Genomic DNA, 21,591 nt, shown 5'->3' with positions numbered 1-21,591 from the left:
ATATGAGCCAATGTCTTAACCCTGATTGCCAATTCTCAAATCCATCTCTCACCAAATTCTGTCAGCGCTGCGGTAATAAATTACTTTTAGCCGATCGTTATCGTGCAATTAGATACCTTGGTGAAGGTGGATTCGGTCGCACTTTTGAGGCGGTAGACGAACACCGTTTTGATACCCGTTGCGTAATTAAGCAGTTTTTGCCGCAACTGCAAGGTAGCGCTGCACTCCAGAAAGCTACCGAATTATTCAAGCAAGAAGGAATGAGACTGCGAGACTTAGGCAAACATCCCCAAATTCCTGACTTGCTGGCATTTTTTGAACAGGACAACCGTTTTTATCTGGTACAAGAATTTATAGACGGTCAGGATTTATTAAAAGAATTACAGCAACTGGGAAAATTTAGCGAACAACAAGTTAGAAAATTGCTAACTGAATTGCTGCCAGTCTTAGAATTTATCCACAATCAAAATGTTATTCATCGAGATATCAAACCAGATAATATTATTAGAAGTAGTAACAATTCTCTCGTCCTGATTGATTTTGGCGTTTCCAAACAATTAACCGCTACCGTGCTTACGAAAATGGGTACTATCACTGGTACACCCGGTTATGCAGCACCCGAACAAATGCACGGTCATGTTTCGCCAGCTAGTGACCTCTATAGTTTAGCTGTAACTTGTATTCGGCTGTTAACTGGGTGTTTATTGGAAGAAAGAAATGGTCATTGGGTCGATAAACTTTTCGATCCGATGCAAATGGAATGGATATGGCGTCGGCAAAATGTTTCTGTCAGTAATGAATTAGCAAAAATATTAGATAAAATGTTGTCATTTCCGGTAGGAGAGCGATATCAATCTGCGGCTGAAGTTTTGAAAGCACTTACTCCTTCGCCAGTTTCACCTCCTAAAATAGCAGTTCCTCAACCTGTACCACCGCCAGTTTCACCTCCTAAAATACCAGTTTCCCAACCTCCTCAACCAATTCCACTTCCTAAAATATCAGTTCCCCAACCTCCTCAACCACAATCTCAATCTCAATCTTTTTCTGAAGATTTGGGTAATGGTGTCAAACTCGATATGGTTTACATCCCCGGCGGGAAATTTACAATGGGTGCGCCGTCAAGTGAATACAGAAGCAGAGATTGTGAAAGACCTCAACACGAGGTTACAATTAAACCCTTCTTAATGGGAAAATATCCAGTTACTCAAGCACAGTGGAAAGCGGTTGCTAATCTTGCAAAAGTTAACCGCGACCTTCAACCAGACCCATCTAGATTTAAAGGAGCAAATCGACCTGTAGAGTGTGTTTCGTGGTATGATGCAGTTGAGTTTTGCGATCGTCTTTCCCGACACACTGGCAGATATTATCGATTACCCAGCGAAACAGAATGGGAATATGCTTGTCGCGCCGGAACAATAACGCCTTTTTACTTTGGTCAAACAATTACTCCCGAATTAGCTAATTATGATGGTAATTACACCTACGGCTTGGGGCGGAAAGGGAACTATCGTCGTGAAACTACCCCTGTAGGGAGCTTTCCTCCCAATGCTTTTGGCCTTTACGACCTCCACGGCAATATCTGGGAATGGTGTGCTGACCATTGGCACGATAATTATCAAGGCGCACCTAACGATGGAACTATATGGCTAACTAGCGATGAAAGAGCGCTCCGGCTGCTGCGCGGTGGTTCGTGGGACGAAAATCCTGCTTTCTGCCGCTCGGCTTTTCGCTACAACTTCGATGCGGGCGACAGTAACTACTACAACGGTTTTCGGGTTGGTGGTGCTGCTGCGTGGACTTTGTAGCCCTTTATACTCTTGCCCTTTTGTCCTTTACCCTCTTTTCTTTACCCTTCCCGCCGAAGGCGGTAAAAATTTTTTTTTTCAAAATGAGGCAATTACCAATTATCCAAAAAACCTACAATTTGATTAAGCGGTACGTGCCAACTTTGGACTGACTGCCCCGCCACCATAAATTTATGTTATGGTACAGGATAATTGCCGGACTCTCCGCTCGGCGGCATTGACTCATTATAGCAAAGGATGCAATAGAAAAGCACGACGGTTGCATAAACTTTATTTGTTAAAATCTTAAGTATTATTTACCCCGAAGTACAATTACCAAATGTACGAATTTACCTTATCTTTACCAGAAGAAACAGCATTAGCGCTGAAACTAACTCCCGAACAACTGCGCGATGAAGTCTGTTTAGCAGCAGCTATCAAATTATATGAATTGGGCAAACTTTCCGCTGGCGCAGCGGCTAAACTTGCTGGTATACCGCAAGTTGTATTTTTAACCAAGCTAGCTGATTACGGAGTTGACACATTTCGGCTTACGGAAGAGGAACTTAACGAGGATTTGGCGCGTGCCTAATGTGATTTCTGACACTTCGCCAATTCAATATCTTTACCAATTAAATTTGTTGGATTTGCTACCAACTCTGTATAGTGAAATTATAATACCCCAAGCTGTTGAGTCAGAAATTGCGACAGGCAAATTTTAGGTATATCTCTGCCAAATCTAGCTTCTTTATCGTGGATAACTGTTCGCCAACCTTTATCAGGAGCAATTTTACCCCTCGTAACCGAACTGGGAATAGGTGAACGAGAGGCATTAGCACTAGCAGTCGAAATACCAGATTCTTTAGTTATTCTAGACGATGCTTTAGGCAGAAGATACGCACGCTTGCTTGGTGTGCAATTTACAGGTACTTTGGGGATGTTGTTGAAAGGAAAGCAAGTAGGATATATAACAACTATTGCGCCTATTCTCGATCGACTGGATGCACTTCGCTTTCGCCTTGACCCTTCTACCCGCGCTGCTGTCCTCAAATTGGCTGGAGAATTACTTGCATAACTTAACATAGCGATCGCACTACCAGTTGGTTTCAAAGTGATAGGATTTATATAACCTCTCAATTCCATGAGTTACGACAACGCTTGTAAATATTTAGCAGAACGGTTCCCCGCTGATTTTACCCGGTGGCTTTTAGGAATAGAAGCAACCAGAGTCAGGGTATTGAAAACAGAACTAGATTTAGAACCAATTCGGGCAGATTCAGTGAGCTTTTTGCGAGTTGGCGATCGCATTCTGCATTTAGAATTTGAAACCGATCCTTATTCTAACCCGCCGATTCCTTTCCGGATGCTGGATTATTCGGTGAGGTTGAAGCGCAAATATCGTCGGGATGTAGAACAGTTTGTTATCTTTTTGCAAGAAAGTTCTAACGAAATAGCGTTCACCACAGAGTATCGGGATAGAACTACCACCCACCGCTATAACGTAATTCGTTTGTGGGAAGAAGACCCTGCTATATTCTTGGATAATCCCGGTTTGTTACCTTTGGCGGTATTGGCGAGGAGTGATTCTCCCCAAGCTTTGTTAGAACAAGTCGCCGAAAGAGTTGATAGAATTGAAAATAGCGATCGACGCCAAGGAGTCGCTGCTTGTACTGGGATTTTAGCTGGTTTACGCTTTGATAGAGACTTAATTCGTTCGATTTTGAGGGCTGATTTTATGCGCGAGTCTGTGATTTACCAAGACATTCTCCAAGAAGGAAGACAGGAAGGAAAAAAAGAGGAAGCGCTTTTATTGGTTACACGCCAATTAGAGTGGAAATTTGGGGAAATCACTCCCGTGCTTCTAGAAAAAATCCGCAGTTTATCTATCCAAGATTTAGAAAATTTAGGAGTAGATTTATTAGGTTTTTCCGAATTGGCAGATTTGGAGGCGTGGTTGGGATAGATGCGATCGCACCTATTTAATTGTAGGGTGGGTTAGGCACGGGCGATAATTTCAGTACTTTCAAGCAATAATTAAGTTCCCGTGCCGTAACCCACCATCCCAAATATCTGTAATATAGACAAACATTTTCCACCATAAACCCGCCAGACCCAATCCGCCCCTACCATACAATACCAATCCAAACGGACATGATATTATTCTACTTGTCGCAAGCGTTGGGTTTCGTGCCTCAACCTAACCTACAAATCTGGAGCGCTCTACTTGTCGCAAGCGTTGGGTTTCGTGCCTCAACCCAACCTACAAATCTACAAATCTGAATCACTCTACTTGTCGCAACGAAAAGCGATGCAGTGGCAGAATCAGTACGCAACAAAAAGTTAAAAAGTAAGAAATAGCCGCAGTTAACTGCAAACTCGTTACCAAAATATCCCATTCAGGCAAATCGAACTTCTGGACGCCAACAGCGACGCAGTAAACTATCCAGTAAGCGAAGCTCATCATCAAAAGCGATCGCTCTGTTTCTTCCACCTCATCCACTTGAGTTTGCTTGCGATCGAATATTAAGCAAAGTCCAGCAATAGAACCAATCAAAGAAATGAAAATCACATAATCGTGCCAGAGCAAATCCTGCATTTGCCTATCCTTGTTTATCCCAAAATTTTGAATCGCACATCAGTCTAAAGGATTAATCTTTTGAGATAAAGCAATAGTTACAAATTGCAATATTCCCTAACAGTTTGTTGCCTGGGTTTCGCACGCACCGATACTCACCCAGCTGCTAGAACCATCACTCCAGTGTTCTTTTTTCCAAATAGGCGCGTTGTGTTTTAATGTATCGATCGCATACTTGCAAGCTGCAAACGCCTCACCTCGGTGCGGACTACCAACCGCCACCAACACGCTAATTTCCCCAATTCCCAAACGTCCGATGCGATGGTGAATCGCCACCCGATTCACATCTGGCCAAGTTTTGCGAATATCGGCGGCAATTTGGCGAAAAATCTGCAAAGCCATCGGTTCGTAAGCTTGATACTCCAGCGCCACCACCGGCTTACCATCGGTTTGGTTGCGAACCATCCCGCTCATCAATACTACAGCACCGTTCCCCGGATCGTCCGCTAGCGCGTAAACTTCTTCCAGGGATAAAGGAGCAAGAGTTATGGCAAAACTATCTTGAGCTTGTTGTCGATCGCCAGCAAATAAAACTGCGGTTCCAGAATTCATCAGGTCGCTTCACCCATAACAGTATCATTTTAATGCTACAGTCGCGCAGCAAAAATTTGGATGGGAAATAATTATGATTCCAGATTGCTCAACCAATAGCTGAGTCGGATGAGAGAATTTGCCGAATCAGTTGTAGCGTTTTTTGATAAGCGATTGTGACTCCCTGGTTACAAAAACATTCAGCAGCCTTTTGCAAATCTGCCATCGCCGCATACTGAGAACCAATTTGGTAACGAACTAAACCCCGGTAAAAGTATGCTTGACCGTCATTAGGAGTTAGTGCTAAAACTTGGTTGAAATCCCGCAGCGCCATGATATAATTTCCGCTATACAAACAAGCACAGCCTCGGTTGAAGTACCCTCTAGGATCGCCACTGTTAAAGCGGATCGCCAAATCAAAGTCGGAGATCGCCACAGGGAAGTTTTTTAGCATGAGGTGAGCTAATCCTCGATCGTTATAAATTTCAGCCAATTGAGGGCGATCGAGTGGCCCACTCTGGAGTAGAGAATGGTTGTAATCTGCGATCGCATCCTGATACTCGCCCAGAGCAAAATCTGCTAAGCCTCGGTTGTAGTAAGCGCGGAAATCATAAGGCTTGATTTTCAGCAGCTCGCTGTAGTCAAGTTTCGCCGCTTGATAATCACCAAGTCTGTACCAAGCCAATCCTCGATTCAGATATGCTTCTACACTGCGCGGATTCAATCGCAGCGCCTGAGAGCAGTCATCCGCAGCCAGTTCGTAAATCTCCAATTGAAGGTAAGCCAGACAGCGATTGCTGTAAGCAGCACCAAGATTGGCATCAATATCAATCGCCTGAGTGAAATTGTCGATCGCATCAGGGTAGTCACCGCGTTGCATTGCAGTTACTCCCAAATTGAAAAAATCTTTCCCACTCACCGGAAGAGCGATCGTGGGAGCAGCAAATAGCAAAACGCTCAGCACGACAGCAAAGCCAAAGCTAAGGACGATCTTGTCAAAGCGATACATAAGTCCAGTCCATCAGAAGGCTACAAACCTCGCTTCCGCTGAAATACCAGCAGAAGCGAACTAAAAGCAGTATTTGGTATTACTTACCAACCCTTTTCAGCCTGTGCTAAGACGTAGCTTGCTACATCTTCAATTTGCTTACCGTTCAAGCGTCCTTTAAACGATGGCATCGCAAGTTTGCCGTTTGTGACCTGAGTCTGAATCGCCTCCAGAGAAGCCATACCATACTTATCCAGATCGGTCTTTTTCAAAGTTTTAGCAGGATTGACCATATTTTTACCGCCCATGTGACAGGAGGCACAATTGGCACTGAAAACCTTGGCACCGTTAGCCAAATCTGCTGCTTGCGCTGGAGAAGTAAGGGTACCTACGGTAATTCCCAATACCAGCAAAACCACTAATAATACTTTTTTCAGAACCATATTCCTTTGGTTGAGAAGAGATAGTGAACATCGTCAGCGAGAGGGCTGAGCTTGTCAAAAGACAGCTTGTCATACATAAAGAAATGCTGAGAGGGAGAGGGAAAAGGGAGTGGGAAGAGGGAAAAGGGAAAAGATTAATTCTCGCCCGTTCCCCTCTTACCCCTGTTACTCCTCTTCCCTGTGTCGATCTGAGAAATCAGGTTTCGACCCCTGCGGCTGGATGTCTGCGATTAAACTTTGCCACCGCCAATCAAGTACAGCAGAGCCATCCGAACGGCAACGCCGTTGGTGACTTGTTGGGAAATTAAACTAAACTGGGGATCGTCCATCAGGTCAGAGCTAATTTCCAGGCCGCGATTGACTGGGCCGGGATGCAGCACCTTAACATTAGCGTTGCAGAGCTTGAGACGATCGTGCGTAATCCCGAACAGCTGGTGATACTCGCGCAAACTAGGCAAAAGATGCTGGGTCATGCGCTCCTTTTGCAGCCGCAAAGTCATCACAAAATCTGCATTTTGTAAAGCAGGTTCGATATTCCAGTGCAAAAATAACTTACCAGCGGAATGCTCGGAAACTGAGGAGGTGAGCGACCCACGAGAATTTGAAGGTACATTCCCCCCCGCTCCCCCGCTCCCCCACTCGGCAAACAACTGAGGCAGCAAAGTGGGTGGCCCAGCCAGATGCACTTCCGCTCCACTTGCCATCAAACTCCAGATATTAGACCGCGCTACCCGCGAGTGCAGGATATCTCCAACGATCGCAATTTTTTTGTCCTGGAGCAATTCTAATCTGGGTCGGTTTGGGTCTAGTAAAGAACAGATGGTAAATAAGTCTAGCAGCGCTTGTGAAGGATGTTCGTGCTGACCGTCACCTGCATTGAGGACACTCACCTGCGATTCTAAGCGATCCATCTCATTCGCGATCGCTTGCGGCACCCCCGCCTCCTTATGGCGAATCACCATTATATTCATTCCCATCGCCAAATAAGTGATCGCCGTATCCAAAATAGTCTCCCCTTTTGTCAGAGAAGACGTTGCCGGCGCAAAGCTAAGCGTATCCGCCGAAAGTCGCTTAGCGGCGAGTTCAAAACTATTGCGAGTCCGGGTAGACGGCTCAAAAAACAGGGTTGCCACCACCTGTCCTTGCAGCGTCGGTACTTTTTTGACCCGCCGCGACAGCACTTCCCTAAAACTAGCAGCAGTTTGCAACACTGTATCGTATTCAGGAGCAACAAAATCAGCTAGCGAAATAACGTGGCGGCGTGTCCAAGTAGTAGTAGCCATGCGAGTAATTAAGCCAAATTATCTCAGATTTTCACATTAAAACACTTTATTTCGATTTATCGAGATTCTCCCCGCTTTTTTAGGCAGGCAGGGGGTTATGGTTACCTATTTATACGTTATTTATCTTTACGTATCTAAATATTTTCACTTCATGTATAATTAGTCAGAGTCGCTGCTATTAAAACTATTAAGGTACATATACCTAAAGATAGAAAAACTATGTAAATTTCCTAAATAAAGCCCGAAAAATCTTCCCAAAGAGACTGTGGAAATTATAATAAATAAAGCGATAACGTAAGTTCCCGCTACATGGCTATTAAAAAAACTAAAAAATCCACGCAAGCGATAAAAGCGTTTGAGAGATACGGCAAAGATTGCACGACATGGAATTGGGAATAATAAATCGAACTCCCAGGATGGCAAACATGACAGCAGCATTGCCTAGAAACGAACTAGCAAAGCTCGAAGCGCTATGTCAATATCAGATTCTTGACAGCGATACAGAACAGGCGTTTGACGATATCGCCCAATTAGCGGCACAAGTTTGTGGCACTTCCATTGCAGTCATCAATATTATCGAGACAAGACGTCAGTGGTTGAAAGCAAAAGTAGAATTGGACATCACACAAATACCAGGCGATGCCTGGTTATGTCCAATTTGTGTTCGGGAAGGTGATATAATAATTATTCCAGATACTTTAGCCGATCGCAGGTCTAAGACAAACCCGATAGTTACCTCTTATCCCTACGTGCGGTTTTACGCTGGTGTCCCTCTGATTTCGCGAGAGGGCAAAGCGATCGGATCTCTATGCGTACTCGATCTCGTACCGCGAGAAATTACACCGGAGCAAGCAGAGTCACTCCGAGCGCTGAGCCGTCAAGTTGTCAGTCAACTAGAGTTACGGCATCATTTAGCAGACTTAGCCTGCACCACGATCGAATGCAAGCGTTTGCAAGCAGAACTTAGCCACAGAGAAAAGCTGCTGACTGACTTCTTGGAAAATGCAGCGATCAGCCTGCATTGGGTAGGGCCAGACGGCAAGATCCAGTGGGCAAACAAAGCAGAATTAGATCTTCTAGGCTACACTCCCCAGGAATATATCGGTCAGCACATCGCTAACTTTCATACAGACAAAGAAGTAATAGATGATATTTTAAGTCGCCTCGCCGCGAATCAGACATTACACAACTATGAAGCTAAATTGCGGTGTAAAGATGGCTCGATTAAGCACGTCCTCATCGATTCAAATGTATGCTGGTCAAATGGTGAATTTGTTCACACGCGATGTTTTACACGCGACATTACCGCTCGCAAACAGGCAGAGTCAGAACGCGATCGCTTTTTTAACTTATCCCTAGATATGTTATGTATCGCCGGAACTGATGCCTATTTCAAACGCTTAAACCCCGCATTTGAAAAAATTTTGGGATACAGCAACTCCGAACTTTTAGCACAACCGTTTTTGAATTTTGTACATCCTGAAGATCGCTCCTCAACTATCAGCGAAGTTCAAAAGCTTGCAAATGGCTCACCTACCATCAAGTTTGAGAATCGCTATCGCTGCAAAAATGGCTCCTATAAATGGCTGGCATGGACAGCTTTTCCGATCGTTGAAGAGGATTTAATTTATGCGATCGCTCGCGACATCACAACAGTAAAACAAGCCGAACAAGAACGCATCCAACTTTTACAAAGAGAGCAAGCTTCCCGCGCTGAAGCTGAGGCAGCCCGCAACCGGATCGTCAATATTCTGGAAAGTATCACCGATGCTTTCTTTGCTTTAGACAACGAATGGCGATTCACCTACCTCAATCAACAAGCAGAGCAATTTTTACAAAAGAAACAGTCGGATTTATTGGGTAAAAATATCTGGGATGAGTTTCCCCAAGCAGTAGTTTCTCAATTTTTTTCGGAATATCATAAAGCCGTAAACGAACAAAAAAGCGTCAAATTTGAAGCATTTTATTTGCCCCTAAATACATGGTTTGAAGTTTATGCCTATCCCGCGCGAGAAGGGTTATCTGTATATTTCCGCAATATCAACGAACGCAAGTTATCAGAAGATAAAATTTCTCAACAAGCTGCTCTACTCGATATAGCAACAGATGCTATTTTTGTGCAGGATATGAATAGTAAAATTCTCTTTTGGAACAAAAGCGCCGAACACCTTTATGGTTGGAAAGTAGAAGAAGCCGAAGGAGAATATGCCCATCAATTTTTGTACGATCGAGAACAAGATAAATGCTCCCTAATTCAGAAAACGCTTGTCGATAAAGGCTCTTGGCAAGGCGAACTGCATCAACTAGCCAAATCCGGCAAAAAGCTCCTCGTTCAAAGTCGCTGGACACTGGTGCGCGATCGAACAAATCAACCCAAATCTATTCTTGTCGTCAATACTGACATTACAGAAAAGAAGCAACTAGAAGCGCAGTTTCTTCGCGCACAGCGTATGGAAAGCATTGGCACCCTCGCCAGCGGTATAGCTCACGATTTGAATAATGTCCTAGCACCGATTTTAATGGCAATTCAACTGCTAGAAATACAACTTGACGATGAGCGAAGCAAACGCCTGCTACCTGTATTAGAAGCAACAGCCAAACGCGGTGCTGATTTGGTAAAACAAGTTTTGTCATTTGCGCGAGGCATTGATGGCGAGCGCACATTTTTGCAAGTAAATTATCTCATATCAGAAATAAGCCAAATTGTCAAACAAACATTTCCCAAATCGATCGAAATTAACACTGATGTAACGCCAGACCTTTGGGCAATATCTGGAGATGCCACACAACTGCATCAGGTACTGATGAACCTTTGCGTAAACGCTCGCGATGCCATACCGAATGGCGGAAGGTTGAGTATGATTGCCGAAAATCGCTACATCGATCGAAATTATGCCGAGATGAACATTGACGCCTCCGTTGGACACTACGTTGCAATTACCGTCTCCGATACGGGAACGGGTATGTCACCAGAAATAGTAGATAGAATTTTTGAGCCGTTTTTTACTACTAAAGAATTTGGCAAAGGCACCGGTCTTGGTTTATCTACGGTAAGAAGTATTATCAAAAGCCACGGCGGTTTTATGAATGTCTACAGCGAAGTGGGAAATGGAACTAGATTTAAGGTCTACTTACCCGCAGCTTTTGAAAATCAAACCCAGCCAGTGGAAGAGTTGGAAATCATGACAGGACATGGAGAATTAATTCTGATTGTTGAAGATGAAGCTGCGATTCGCGAGGTCGCTAAAATCTCTCTGGAGACATCCGGCTACAAGGTTATTTTTGCCGCTGATGGCATAGAAGGTATCGCGCTTTACGTCCAGCACAAACACGAGATTGCTTTGGTGTTGTTAGATATGATGATGCCAAATATGGATGGTTTAACTACGATCGGAACATTGCAAAAAATCAACCCGTCTGTCAAAATTATTGTCATGAGCGGACTCGCGTCCAACGAAACGCTCGCAACCATCACAGGCACCAGCGTCAAAGGGTTTTTACCGAAACCCTACACAGCTAAGGAATTATTTAAAATCATTCACTCAGCACTAGGAGACGAAAAGAAGTAGGCGGCGAGTGCAGCGAAAGAGTGTAAAGATTTTGGATTTTTGATTTGGAATTTGTTCTGTCTGCAATGAGCGGACAGAAGCTCTTGTATTTTCCCCTTTCGCTACTTAGCTTCTTTTCCTTTCTTTCCCCTAGACCCTAGACCTTATCCATTAAAAATCTTCAAAGCAAAAGAAATCATCGATAAAAACGTGAAAAATCCGACCGCATCCAGCATCGTAGTGAGTAGCGGCCCGCTGATCAAAGCCGGATCGAGATTGACGCGCTTTAACCCCATCGGCAACACCGTTCCCATCGTAGCAGCCACCAGTACATTGATAAACATGACGATCGCCGCAACGAAAGCTACCCATCTCTCATTGGCAGGCGACCAAATTAAGGATAAAGTACCCAAAGCCAAACCCAAAGCCAAAGCCGTACCCAATCCAGCCAGAACTTCCTTGCGAAGAATTTGCAGCGTATCTTCGGGCGTCACCTCACCCACACCCAGTCCCCGTACAGTCACCGATAAAGCTTGAATGGCAACATTCCCGCTGGCGTTAGACAAAATCGGCATAATTACTGCCAAAACAGGTACGAATGAAATAACTCCTTGGAAAGGGGCGATCGCACTAGCAGCACCAATATATAGACCAATATTACCCAGTAACCACGGCAGGCGCTTGCGGATTGTTACTAGAGGAGGAGATAGGGCTGCTTCGTCACCCCCGCTGACCCCTGCTAGTTTCTGAATATCCTCAGTTGCTTCTTCTTCTAAAATGTCTACAACATCGTCAATAGTGACAATTCCTACCAATCTATCTTCCCGATCGACCACCGGTGCGGCGATCAAGTCATAGCGCTTCATCAATTGCGCTACTTCTTCCTGAGACGTATCCGTGCGGACTCTGACAACGCGATCGCTAGCAATATCCCCTACCAAGACATCCGGAAACGTAAACAGCAACTGCCGCAGGGAAACCACCTTCAGCAATTTACGGTTGTCATCCGTGACGTAGGCGTAGTATATTGTCTCCTTATCTTCATCGCTCAAACGAATTTTGTGGAGGGCTTCCCCAACCGTCAATCCCTCCCGTAAGCGGACATATTCCGTCGTCATCACGCGACCCGCAGTTCCTTCCGGATACCCCAAAATGGTCGCCGTCGCCCGTCTTTCTTCCCCGTTTAGTTGCTGTACCAGTCGCTTTACTATCCCAGCAGGCAGTTCGTCAAATAATTCGGCCCGGTCATCCGGTCGCATTGAACCCACAATTTGACAAACATGAGCGTTGTGCAGGGAATTAATCAGTTCTTCCTGCACTTCTGGCGGTAGATATTCAAACACATCGATCGCGTGGTCTTTTTTTAGCAGACGAAATGCGATCGCTCGCCGTTCTGGTGGCACATCCGCAATGTAATCTCCTACATCAACAGCCGGTATGCGATTTAGTTCAAACTTGAGTTGATTTAGATCGGCAATATCCGATAGTGCAACACGTCCTTCCTGAGTGAGCATAAAACCTCCCAATCTCCCCTATCCTGGGAGACTGGCTCACCAGGCTAGAGAAGCGTAATACTGTGACTGGATGGACTTGGGTCCATGAAACTGATTCACTGAATTCAACACTGGTATCGACTCTTAGCTCACGACGCCAGTAAGTATATGCTACTCCCAGAAGATTAATTGCACAATCCCAGTGCAGGAGCTAGGGGAAGTCAAAAGTCAAAAGTCAAAAGTCAAAAGTCAAAAGTCAAAAGTCACTCATTAAGAATTTCTTCCCGCTCCCCCGCTCCCCTACTCCCCCGCTCCCCCACTCCCCCACTCCCCCCCAGCCCAGTGAGTTGTTGTTCTATACAGTATTTGCTAAAATTTCACCCACCGCCGTCATCCAATTTGAGGTTTCATACCGATGGACATCAAAGTAATTTTAATGGGGTTGACTATTGTCTTTATCGTGGCGAGCCTGTTTTTCGGCACCAAAAATGGATTTTACGATTCAGACAACTATCACGGCAACGGTTCAGCCCACTAAGCGAAAGTTATGAATTTTGAGTTTTGAGTTTTGAGTCACCAACTTCTTTAACTCAAAACTTAAAACTCAACACTCAAAACTGTTTTCAAGGGAGCATCGTGATCGACCTAGAATGCTTACCCTACAGCGTTAATCATGAGGACGAAGGCGTCTGTCTGCTTGTGCGGATGGGGCCATATCGCATCATGCTCGACTGCGGTATGGATAACATTACCCCGCTACAAACAGGTTCCAAGCAAGCACTGCCAGCAGACTTAGTGCTGTGCAGCCACGCTCACCCAGATCACGCCAGAGGTTTTCTGGCGCTGCATAAGGCTTTTCCTCAACTGCCAATCTATGCCAGCGAGGTGACAGCTCAGTTGTTGCCGCTGAATTGGCCAGAGGTAAAACCCCAAAACATCCCTCAATTTTGTCAAGCTTTACCGTGGCGATCGCCAGTGGAGTTCCAAGACGGTCTGTGTGCCGAATTGTTTCCCGCAGGCCATCTGCCAGGAGCGGCAACCATCCGGCTGACCTACACCACTCCTCGCCGTACCTACACGCTGATATATACGGGTGACTTTTTTCTGTCCAACTCGCGACTGGTAGAGGGATTGCCTCTAGATTCCTTACGAGGAATAGAGCCGGATGTACTGATTCTGGAAGGCACCTACGGCACCGCTCGTCATCCCCATCGGCGGCAGCAAGAAAACCAGCTCTCCGAGCGCATCAGTCGAGCGATCGCAATGGGTCAATCTGTCCTGCTACCTGTGCCTACTTTGGGTCTCGGTCAGGAAATCCTCATGCTGCTTCGCAGTCATCATCTCTTTACAGGTCGGGATTTGGATATCTGGGTAGATGGCAACGTTGCTACAGGTTGCGATGCCTATCTCAATCTGCTACCTTATCTACCCGCATCAGTACAGAATTTTTCCCGACATCAACCTTTGTTTTGGGACGAACGAGTCCGTCCCCGCGTGCGTCGGCTACAACCGGAACAGCGTCGCTCGATCGGCAAGTCTCCTTGCATTGTTTTCACGGACGAAATCGGCGATTTGAGCGATTATTGCCATGCAGATAGCGGTTCTTGGCTAATATTACTGCCTCAGCGACCGGGGCGTTCCATAAGTTCCGAGTTCCAAGTTGTAATTCCTGACTCTGGTTCTTTTTCTGAAGTATCCAGCAGTGTGGGTAAACAGCAAGGTAGCTCATCCCCAGCACTTGTTAATGTCGAAACCTATTTATTGGCTCAGCATTGCGATGGCCCCGGCACTACCCAACTGATTCATAACTTACGTCCGCAGCACATAGTATTTGTTCACGGTTCGCCTACATATTTGGCAGACCTGACTAATTTGGAGGAACTGCACAATCGCTACCATTTGCATTGTCCATCAGCGGGAACGCTGGTAGAACTGCCTATTGGCGATACATTTCTGCAACCCGCTGCACCGGAAACTAACTATGAAGGGGAATTGACCGAGCTGGGGACTGTAGTGACAATAGCACTTCCCGATACCATTACTGGTGACCCTCGCTGGCAAAACTTTGCCGATACAGGTTTGGTTGAAGCTCGTTGGCAGGGTGAGGAACTGGTATTGCGGGGATTATCGCAACGGGAGTTACTTACGCAAGGAAGCGATCGCATCCCGGCTGATTTAGCCTGCTGCGGTAACTGCCGACACCAGCGAGGACAGCGCTGTTGGAACCAAGCATCGCCCCTGTTTGGCTTCAAGGTAACGCCAGATGGTTACTGTCCTGTTTTTGAATCCGGTGCTGTACCCCCTCGATCCTATAGGGAAGATGAGGAAAATAAAAAATAAACGATCTCAAATCCCCTTAGTTGAGATTTATTTAAAAATGACAAAAATTTAGCCCAGCGCTGGACATTAAATGCTGGGCTAAAACTGAATTGATTAAAGTCCAAACAGCCCCTAATTAGATTAATCTAAATTGGAGTCTGGGTAATGATTGCGAATTTGTTCGGCTTCGGGACAGTCATCTGAAACCAACGGTTCTACATTACCTCTCGGTACCGATGCTAATTTCTGACTAACAGCACCAATGCTTTCTAGGCGCACCATCTCTTCCCAAGAAGAAATTTCATCATCTTCTTCTGTTTCATAACGTAATGTAACTAAATCTCCTTCAATATCGATGATGCGAGCGCGTTCTATCCAACGTTGCTGGTCCCGCAAGAAAACACAGACTTCTCGACCATCGCAACAGAGTTGATAGATCTTGCGGTGTAGCATGTATTGTTTCTCCTGAACAGGGAACTCTTGAACGTACCCCAACTAAATTAAAAATTATAGTTGGGCAAAATTTACGCTAAAAGAACTTAGCGTCACCGGAAAAACTGGTTTCCTCAGTGCTTCGCAGCCAAAAGTGACCGCGATAGCTCCAGCAAATATAATTCTTAGGTCGTGCCAATTTAATGCCGTACCAATGCTAGTCTAAAAACTAAAAAAGCAGTCATCTGGAGTCAGAAACGAGTTTTTGTTCGTAATATTATACGGATTTCGCTGCAATTATGGTAGATCGATTCTGGCTCCTAGATTCTTCACTTTTAACTTTTAACTTTTTACCTCCTACAGAAAGGAGATTTTCCGTTGGCGCAGCCTGTCGTAAACACAGGTTAGGTTATCGCACTACGGTTATCGCACTCGCAAATTCCTTACCCTGGATTCACGCTTACTCGGAAAGAGTAGAATTGCTTTTGGAGCAGCGTCTAGCAGCCGATTGCTGAAATCCAGTTGAGAACTTGTCTGCGGGTATCCTAACACAAGCGGGACGCTTTCATCTCAATTCCCAGCTTTGAGTCAGGTAAAACCTAAAAATTTTCCTTTTTTTATTTTGCCTACCTTGTGAAAGCTATGGATATTCTTATATCGATTCTATAATCTTAAGGGCAAGTCTGCGAACTGACATACTCTATTTTTTTGTCTCAATTTACACCATACTCAACTGACAGAGCTCGAGAGCGGGCACTTCCAAAACAAGATAACGGCAAAGTCCCTCTTTAAGAGGCTCGCCGTTAGTTGCCGGCACAAACTAGGCCAAGCTGAAGGTCGCAGTTGTATATTTAGCAGTAGAAAAAATTGTCTTAGCAAGCTATTGGAGTCGAGTGGATGGGGATTGGATAGATTTGGGCGTACTCGGCTAGGCTTCGCGTGACGTCCCCCCTTGCCTCTCTTTCAATCTGACCGGAGTTGAGCGCCTTGTATAAGGTCACTACGGCGTCTAAATCAGCTGACTGGTAGCCCTTATTGGCCAGTACTTGGCCAATCAGACCTTCAGAAGCAACACTTAAACACCCTGTTTGAAAAGCAGACTTTACCAGTGAGCGAATCATAACGTCTCAGAGAATCCTTGATGCGTTAATCGTTACTATAAGTGTCAAACATCTCTCTGATTAAGTAAATGATGGAGACCCGCAGCTGCTTGTGATATTTTGCCCTATAGTAGTGTGATTTTGGTCACTGAGTCCCCAAATATGTGATTTTTGCCGCATAAAATTAAGTACGGCTGAGTATTGCAGCCGTCAGATGGCAACAGAGACATGGACTTATGTAATAGCTTATAGGGGGAACTGTAAAAAATGTGTAAAGAAAAGGGGGGTGTATGTGCAAAAATTCTGTAAAGATTCCGAAAATTTTGGCATCCCTTGCTGGCTAACGAACACACAAAACCCCAAAGGACGATGCAGGCAATAGGCAAATGCTGCATATTTCCAGTGTTGCAGCCGATCGCACTTTGAGGACAAGAGTGGCACTCACTACTTTAAGCGGCGACCGATCGCCTGTAAAGTAGTGGGATTACTACATCTATTTCCAGCAGGAACAGCACCAGTGTTGGCGATCGCAGTCAAAGAACAGCAATACAAAACCTACATTCTCTCCGACCTTTCAGCTCAATCTGAGCTAGAAGTCGTTCCAGAACGAGGGGGTATCATTACTAGATGGTGTATCCAAGGTCAAGAAATCCTCTACCTGGATGCAGAGCGATTTGCCGATCCAAACTTGAGTGTTAGAGGTGGAATTCCGATCCTGTTTCCTATCTGCGGTAATTTACCTGACAACACTTATACCCATAAAGAGAAGCAATACACCCTCAAACAACACGGCTTTGCTCGCGACCTCCCTTGGGAAGTTGCCAATCAAGTCACGCAAGACCAAGTGAGCATTACCCTAGTTTTGGAAAGTGACGATGTAACTCGGAAAGTGTACCCGTTTGACTTTAAACTCGCTTTTACTTACCAGATTAGGGGTAACACGCTGCAAATTCGCCAATGCTACACTAATCTATCTGATGAACAGATGTCGTTTTGCACGGGTCTGCATCCTTATTTTTATACGTTTGACAAGACGCAGTTGCAGTTGAGGATTCCCGCCACCGAGTACCAAGATCAACGAAACAAGACCACTCATCCTTTTACGGGTAGCTTTGACTTCGACAGCGATGAAATTGATGTGGCATTTCGGGATGTCAGGAGTCCATTCGCCAGCGTTACCGACAGCAGTCGCAACCTCCGGCTATCCCTGAGTTACGATGAAGCCTACTCTACGCTTGTTTTTTGGACGGTTAAAGGAAAAGAGTACTATTGTCTGGAACCCTGGACTGCTCCTCGTAACGCGCTCAATACTGGTGAAAATCTGATTCATGTAGAACCGGAAGCAACTTTTGAAACGCTTGTCAGCTTGACGGCAAGTTTTTTCTAAAAGATTTCCCTTGCCATCTTTTTTTCAACAAACCCCTTGACTACTTCTTTTTGTTTGTGTTAAATTAGTCAACGTTGTCAAAAAGATAAAAAAATAAATTAGGGTCGCTAACTCAACGGTAGAGTACTCGGCTTTTAACCGATTAGTTCCGGGTTCGAATCCCGGGCGACCCATTTTTTTAGATTAAAGAATCTTATAGAAAGTTTTCACGAACTTTAATAACTCAATCTGTAGATATATGTTCCGAGAAGTTGTAAAGTATCTTAAGATTATTGTAATAATTCCGCTGGTCTAAAACTAACTAGCTGACGAATAACCATTAGGAGGATGAGATATGGCGCTTGTACCTATGCGGCTGCTGTTGGATCACGCGGCTGAGAATGGATACGGTATTCCAGCTTACAACGTAAATAACATGGAGCAGATCCAAGCAATCATGCAGGCTGCTCAGGAAACCAATAGCCCCGTGATTTTGCAAGCTTCTCGCGGTGCCCGCAAGTATGCAGGTGAAAATTTCTTGCGCCATCTGATTTTGGCGGCTGTGGAAACTTACCCCCATATCCCCATTGTGATGCACCAAGATCATGGCAATGAACCAGCTACCTGCTATTCTGCGATTAAGAACGGTTTCACCAGCGTGATGATGGATGGATCTCTGGAAGCCGATGCTAAGAGTCCAGCTAGCTATGAGTACAACGTCAATGTCACTCGCGAAGTGGTGAAAGTTGCTCATGCGATCGGTGCTAGCGTAGAAGGTGAACTGGGTTGCTTGGGTTCTTTGGAAACTGGCATGGGTGAAGCGGAAGATGGTCATGGCTTTGAAGGAAAGTTAGACCATTCTCAATTGTTGACTGACCCTGACCAAGCGGTTGACTTTGTGGAACAAACCCAAGTTGATGCTTTGGCAGTAGCAATTGGCACTAGCCACGGCGCTTACAAGTTCACCCGCAAGCCGACTGGCGAAATCCTGGCTATCAGCCGGATTGAAGAAATTCACCGCCGCCTGCCTAACACTCACTTGGTAATGCACGGTTCCTCCTCCGTGCCAGAAGATTTGATCGCTCTGATCAACAAGTACGGTGGTGCTATCCCCGAAACCTACGGCGTACCTCTGGAAGAAATCCAAAAAGGTATCAAGAGTGGTGTACGTAAGGTAAATATCGATACCGATAACCGTCTGGCAATCACCGCTGCTGTGCGCGAAGCTTTGGCGAAAGATGCCAAGGAATTCGACCCCCGTCACTTCCTGAAGCCTTCGATTAAGTATATGCAGAAAGTTTGTGCTGAACGCTATGAAGCTTTCGGTACTTCTGGTAATGCTAGCAAGATCAAGCAAGTGTCTTTGGATGATTATGCTGCTAAGTATGCTAAGGGTGAATTGAATGTGGTGACAAAGGCAGCTGTGTCTGTCTAATTAAATTTGCCTCTGGTTTGATTAGGAAGAGGGAGAAAGATTAATTAAATTTCCCTCTCCTTTTTTTATTTTGTTTTTCTTTTGAAATGGAAAAATAGTAGGTTGGGTTGACGGTAGGAAACCCAACTTCGGGTGAATCTTACACGCAGCAAGCTTTAAACCAGGGGTGGCGGCAGTAGAAATTCTCGATTGGCGGCATCAAATCTACCTTTCTGCTCTGGGGAAGATGAATACGCAAAATAGGGGAAAGAGGCTCTTGACAGGATAAATTTTTTTTGTTATGCTTGTCTTGATGAGGAAGAAATATTTAACAATATTATTTTTTGACATATTTCCATTATAAGAATAATACACCAAATAAGTCAGCAAGTCAATCAAAAAACCAAATTATATCTCCGCGCTGGCAGAAATACAAATTTAATTCCCAATCCCCTATCCCCAATCCCCTTGTGGGTAGGGCTTTGCGGTTGACTCCAAGAAATCGAAGGGGGGTATCTCCGTAGAAACACTTAGCCCATCTCGCCGCTAAATGAAGTTTCTGTAACGCCAAATCAAGTTCTGTGAAGGAATGAACCTGCGTGAGATGCGTCAGGTGGATGGAAAAGGTAGAATTGCCGCTCTGAAATCCCCAAGCAAACAGCGCTGATTAGCGCTGATTCGGTTATAATCACCGATGCCCAGGGTGAAGTGAAAGACTTATTAGGTATATGGGGTGGTGGTAGTAGTGATACAGCAACGGAAACGAAAAATATTACCCAATTAGAAAATGATTACACAAATTGGCTCCAGCCGAATGATATAATGGCAGACGCCAAAACAAATGAGACTGTTGACGAATGGTGGACTCCCGATCATGTTCATGCTATACTGCAAGAAGCAAAGACGAAGGGTATGGACGCTGATGGAAAGGTGGTGACGTCATGGTGGCGTCAAGATTACCTAGCCAATACTAAGATTTGGCGTAAGGCATACAAGGAAATATACGGCAATGAGGCGTTGTTGTTGGTGAACCCGCCCCCTCAGAATAACCACTCCACCAATCCTACGCAACAAGGGAAGCCCTCCACCAAGGAAGAAAAGGAAAAGGAAGAAGAAGAAAAGGAAGAAGAGTGGAGAAAGAGGAGTGAAAAAAGCGGAATGATGGTGGAAGAAACGCCAAGCGTGAAAGAAATTTTTCTGGTGGAAACCTTGGATTGGGAGACCGGGGGAGAAAGAACAGAAGGGGCAAAAGAGGCAGTAAAAATCATCAATGGGATCGGATGGCAGTCTGAGATGGATTTGGTAGGTTGGTTGGTGAGCGGCAGGGGGGGGCACACTCATATACGGGGGCAACCAAAACGGTCCCCTTACGTCTGCTCCTCCCCTGATTCCCCTGGAAAAGATGATAACGGATTCCCTGATATTGGAGATTGCCGGGGGGAATGTGGTGGAGGGTGGGAATGATGTTCATGCTATGCTGTCGAGGGTCCCTGTACCCTTTGAGCTCTCGCACTCCGCGTACTCACTCCGGGTTTTGGGAGTGGACGACTATTCTCGAGTGGACGACTATTCTCTGGACGACTATTCTCCATTTGTCGCCGCCGCCCACGCCATCATCCAACTAGCCTAAACCCCAAACCCATCAAACCACACCCCAAGCCAAAAGTCAACCACTTGGGTTTTTCCCTCCCCACCCGATACCTGACACCATGCGCCCACCCCGCCAACTCACACCCCACCACACCTACCACATCACCGTCCGCTGCAACAACCGCGAATTTAAACTCCACCGCAGAGAATGTCGTCAAATCATCCTCTTCGCCCTCAAAAAAGCCATCGAAAAATATAACTTTCGTCTCTACGCCCTCTGCATCCTATCTAACCACGTCCACTACCTGATCGAACCCGCCACCCCCACCGACTTACCCAAAATCATGCACTGGTTAAACTGGTATACTGCTATGTGTCTCAACCGAATGCTTAACCGCACCGGACATTTTTGGGAAAAGCGTTATTACAGCACAAGTTTCCCCAAAGACGACCAAAAACGCGCCCTCTGCACCCTCCGCTACATTCACGGTAATCCCAAAGCAGCAGGAATCAAAGAAGGTTTCTTCTATGACTTCTCTAATTATGGAACATACGACCAACTTACCACCGACGGACTCACCCAATGGCATCCCGCTTTTCTCGCTTTGGGTAAATCCTTAGACGAATGCGCGAAAAAATATCGCGGTTTCTGTCAAAGATATAAA

Annotated in this window: 17 protein-coding genes and 1 tRNA gene; 11 read left to right on the top strand and 7 right to left on the bottom strand. The window is 45.4% G+C overall.

Annotated elements, in window-relative coordinates:
* Positions 1-2 precede the first annotated feature (2 nt).
* The 4 genes from ACE1CD_RS18765 (at position 3) to ACE1CD_RS18750 (ending at position 3,747) form a co-directional block, all read left to right on the top strand.
* Positions 3-1,805 carry an SUMF1/EgtB/PvdO family nonheme iron enzyme gene (locus ACE1CD_RS18765; protein WP_374826007.1) on the top strand — a complete coding sequence of 601 codons (1,803 nt, stop codon included), beginning with the start codon at positions 3-5 and terminating at the stop codon, positions 1,803-1,805.
* Between the two features lie 319 nt (positions 1,806-2,124).
* Complete coding sequence (locus ACE1CD_RS18760) at positions 2,125-2,376, top strand: UPF0175 family protein (RefSeq protein ID WP_374826006.1); 252 nt, start codon at positions 2,125-2,127, stop codon at positions 2,374-2,376.
* Between the two features lie 345 nt (positions 2,377-2,721).
* Positions 2,722-2,859: a DUF3368 domain-containing protein gene (locus ACE1CD_RS18755; RefSeq protein ID WP_374826029.1), complete on the top strand. Its 138-nt coding sequence runs from the start codon at positions 2,722-2,724 to the stop codon at positions 2,857-2,859.
* A 66-nt stretch (positions 2,860-2,925) separates the two neighbouring features.
* Entirely contained in the window at positions 2,926-3,747 is an 822-nt protein-coding gene (locus ACE1CD_RS18750; RefSeq protein WP_374826005.1) for an Rpn family recombination-promoting nuclease/putative transposase, read from the top strand.
* Positions 3,748-4,065: 318 nt separating this feature from the next.
* Here ACE1CD_RS18750 and ACE1CD_RS18745 read toward each other — a convergent pair whose 3' ends face one another.
* From ACE1CD_RS18745 to ACE1CD_RS18725, 5 genes are all read right to left on the bottom strand, one after another.
* On the bottom strand, positions 4,066-4,380 hold the full coding sequence (locus ACE1CD_RS18745; RefSeq protein WP_374826004.1) for a hypothetical protein: 315 nt from the start codon (positions 4,378-4,380) through the stop codon (positions 4,066-4,068).
* A 96-nt stretch (positions 4,381-4,476) separates the two neighbouring features.
* Positions 4,477-4,971 (bottom strand): molybdenum cofactor biosynthesis protein MoaE, encoded by a 495-nt coding sequence (locus ACE1CD_RS18740; RefSeq protein ID WP_374793476.1) that lies wholly within the window; start codon positions 4,969-4,971, stop codon positions 4,477-4,479.
* An 88-nt stretch (positions 4,972-5,059) separates the two neighbouring features.
* Entirely contained in the window at positions 5,060-5,959 is a 900-nt protein-coding gene (locus tag ACE1CD_RS18735; RefSeq protein WP_374826003.1) for a tetratricopeptide repeat protein, read from the bottom strand.
* 83 nt (positions 5,960-6,042) lie between these two features.
* On the bottom strand, positions 6,043-6,375 hold the full coding sequence (gene petJ / locus ACE1CD_RS18730; protein ID WP_374793637.1) for a cytochrome c6 PetJ: 333 nt from the start codon (positions 6,373-6,375) through the stop codon (positions 6,043-6,045).
* 236 nt (positions 6,376-6,611) lie between these two features.
* Positions 6,612-7,664 carry an aspartate carbamoyltransferase catalytic subunit gene (locus ACE1CD_RS18725; RefSeq protein WP_374793480.1) on the bottom strand — a complete coding sequence of 351 codons (1,053 nt, stop codon included), beginning with the start codon at positions 7,662-7,664 and terminating at the stop codon, positions 6,612-6,614.
* Between the two features lie 425 nt (positions 7,665-8,089).
* Here ACE1CD_RS18725 and ACE1CD_RS18720 point away from each other — a divergent pair, with 425 nt between their 5' ends.
* Complete coding sequence (locus ACE1CD_RS18720) at positions 8,090-11,233, top strand: PAS domain S-box protein (RefSeq protein ID WP_374826002.1); 3,144 nt, start codon at positions 8,090-8,092, stop codon at positions 11,231-11,233.
* A gap of 143 nt (positions 11,234-11,376) precedes the next feature.
* On the opposite strand, the gene mgtE is transcribed toward ACE1CD_RS18720, so the two are convergent.
* Positions 11,377-12,726: a magnesium transporter gene (mgtE, locus tag ACE1CD_RS18715; RefSeq protein WP_374793483.1), complete on the bottom strand. Its 1,350-nt coding sequence runs from the start codon at positions 12,724-12,726 to the stop codon at positions 11,377-11,379.
* A 618-nt stretch (positions 12,727-13,344) separates the two neighbouring features.
* On the opposite strand from mgtE, the gene ACE1CD_RS18710 reads away from it, so the two are divergent.
* The gene (locus tag ACE1CD_RS18710) at positions 13,345-15,045 is read left to right on the top strand and encodes an MBL fold metallo-hydrolase (RefSeq protein WP_374796302.1); all 1,701 of its coding nucleotides are present in this window, start codon (positions 13,345-13,347) and stop codon (positions 15,043-15,045) included.
* 120 nt (positions 15,046-15,165) lie between these two features.
* Here the strand turns inward: ACE1CD_RS18710 and ACE1CD_RS18705 are convergent, their stop codons facing one another.
* Positions 15,166-15,477 (bottom strand): DUF6679 family protein, encoded by a 312-nt coding sequence (locus tag ACE1CD_RS18705; RefSeq protein ID WP_190474290.1) that lies wholly within the window; start codon positions 15,475-15,477, stop codon positions 15,166-15,168.
* A gap of 1,596 nt (positions 15,478-17,073) precedes the next feature.
* Here ACE1CD_RS18705 and ACE1CD_RS18700 point away from each other — a divergent pair.
* From ACE1CD_RS18700 to ACE1CD_RS18680, 5 genes are all read left to right on the top strand, one after another.
* Positions 17,074-17,943, top strand: coding sequence for an aldose epimerase (locus ACE1CD_RS18700; protein ID WP_374796300.1), 870 nt, complete (start codon positions 17,074-17,076; stop codon positions 17,941-17,943).
* A 101-nt stretch (positions 17,944-18,044) separates the two neighbouring features.
* A tRNA-Lys gene (locus tag ACE1CD_RS18695) sits at positions 18,045-18,116 on the top strand.
* 161 nt (positions 18,117-18,277) lie between these two features.
* Positions 18,278-19,357: a class II fructose-bisphosphate aldolase gene (fba, locus tag ACE1CD_RS18690; protein WP_374796294.1), complete on the top strand. Its 1,080-nt coding sequence runs from the start codon at positions 18,278-18,280 to the stop codon at positions 19,355-19,357.
* A 687-nt stretch (positions 19,358-20,044) separates the two neighbouring features.
* Complete coding sequence (locus ACE1CD_RS18685; RefSeq protein ID WP_374826001.1) at positions 20,045-20,800, top strand: hypothetical protein; 756 nt, start codon at positions 20,045-20,047, stop codon at positions 20,798-20,800.
* Positions 20,801-21,045: 245 nt separating this feature from the next.
* On the top strand, positions 21,046-21,591 hold a 546-nt coding region (locus tag ACE1CD_RS18680; RefSeq protein WP_374826000.1), incomplete at its 3' end, for a transposase.

Origin of the sequence: Aerosakkonema sp. BLCC-F183 (genome assembly GCF_041929145.1) — a bacterium.
Classification (GTDB): domain Bacteria; phylum Cyanobacteriota; class Cyanobacteriia; order Cyanobacteriales; family Aerosakkonemataceae; genus Aerosakkonema.
Note: the sequence above shows the minus strand (reverse complement) of the source record. Positions and strands in the feature narration are given on the sequence as shown.

Coding starts and splice junctions, on each gene's coding strand:
- ACE1CD_RS18765 (WP_374826007.1), top strand. CDS start 3: ATGAGCCAATGTCTTAACCCTGATTGCCAATTCTCAAATCCATCTCTC.
- ACE1CD_RS18760 (WP_374826006.1), top strand. CDS start 2,125: ATGTACGAATTTACCTTATCTTTACCAGAAGAAACAGCATTAGCGCTG.
- ACE1CD_RS18755 (WP_374826029.1), top strand. CDS start 2,722: ATGTTGTTGAAAGGAAAGCAAGTAGGATATATAACAACTATTGCGCCT.
- ACE1CD_RS18750 (WP_374826005.1), top strand. CDS start 2,926: ATGAGTTACGACAACGCTTGTAAATATTTAGCAGAACGGTTCCCCGCT.
- ACE1CD_RS18745 (WP_374826004.1), bottom strand. CDS start 4,380: ATGCAGGATTTGCTCTGGCACGATTATGTGATTTTCATTTCTTTGATT.
- ACE1CD_RS18740 (WP_374793476.1), bottom strand. CDS start 4,971: ATGAATTCTGGAACCGCAGTTTTATTTGCTGGCGATCGACAACAAGCT.
- ACE1CD_RS18735 (WP_374826003.1), bottom strand. CDS start 5,959: ATGTATCGCTTTGACAAGATCGTCCTTAGCTTTGGCTTTGCTGTCGTG.
- ACE1CD_RS18725 (WP_374793480.1), bottom strand. CDS start 7,664: ATGGCTACTACTACTTGGACACGCCGCCACGTTATTTCGCTAGCTGAT.
- ACE1CD_RS18720 (WP_374826002.1), top strand. CDS start 8,090: ATGACAGCAGCATTGCCTAGAAACGAACTAGCAAAGCTCGAAGCGCTA.
- mgtE (WP_374793483.1), bottom strand. CDS start 12,726: ATGCTCACTCAGGAAGGACGTGTTGCACTATCGGATATTGCCGATCTA.
- ACE1CD_RS18705 (WP_190474290.1), bottom strand. CDS start 15,477: ATGCTACACCGCAAGATCTATCAACTCTGTTGCGATGGTCGAGAAGTC.
- fba (WP_374796294.1), top strand. CDS start 18,278: ATGGCGCTTGTACCTATGCGGCTGCTGTTGGATCACGCGGCTGAGAAT.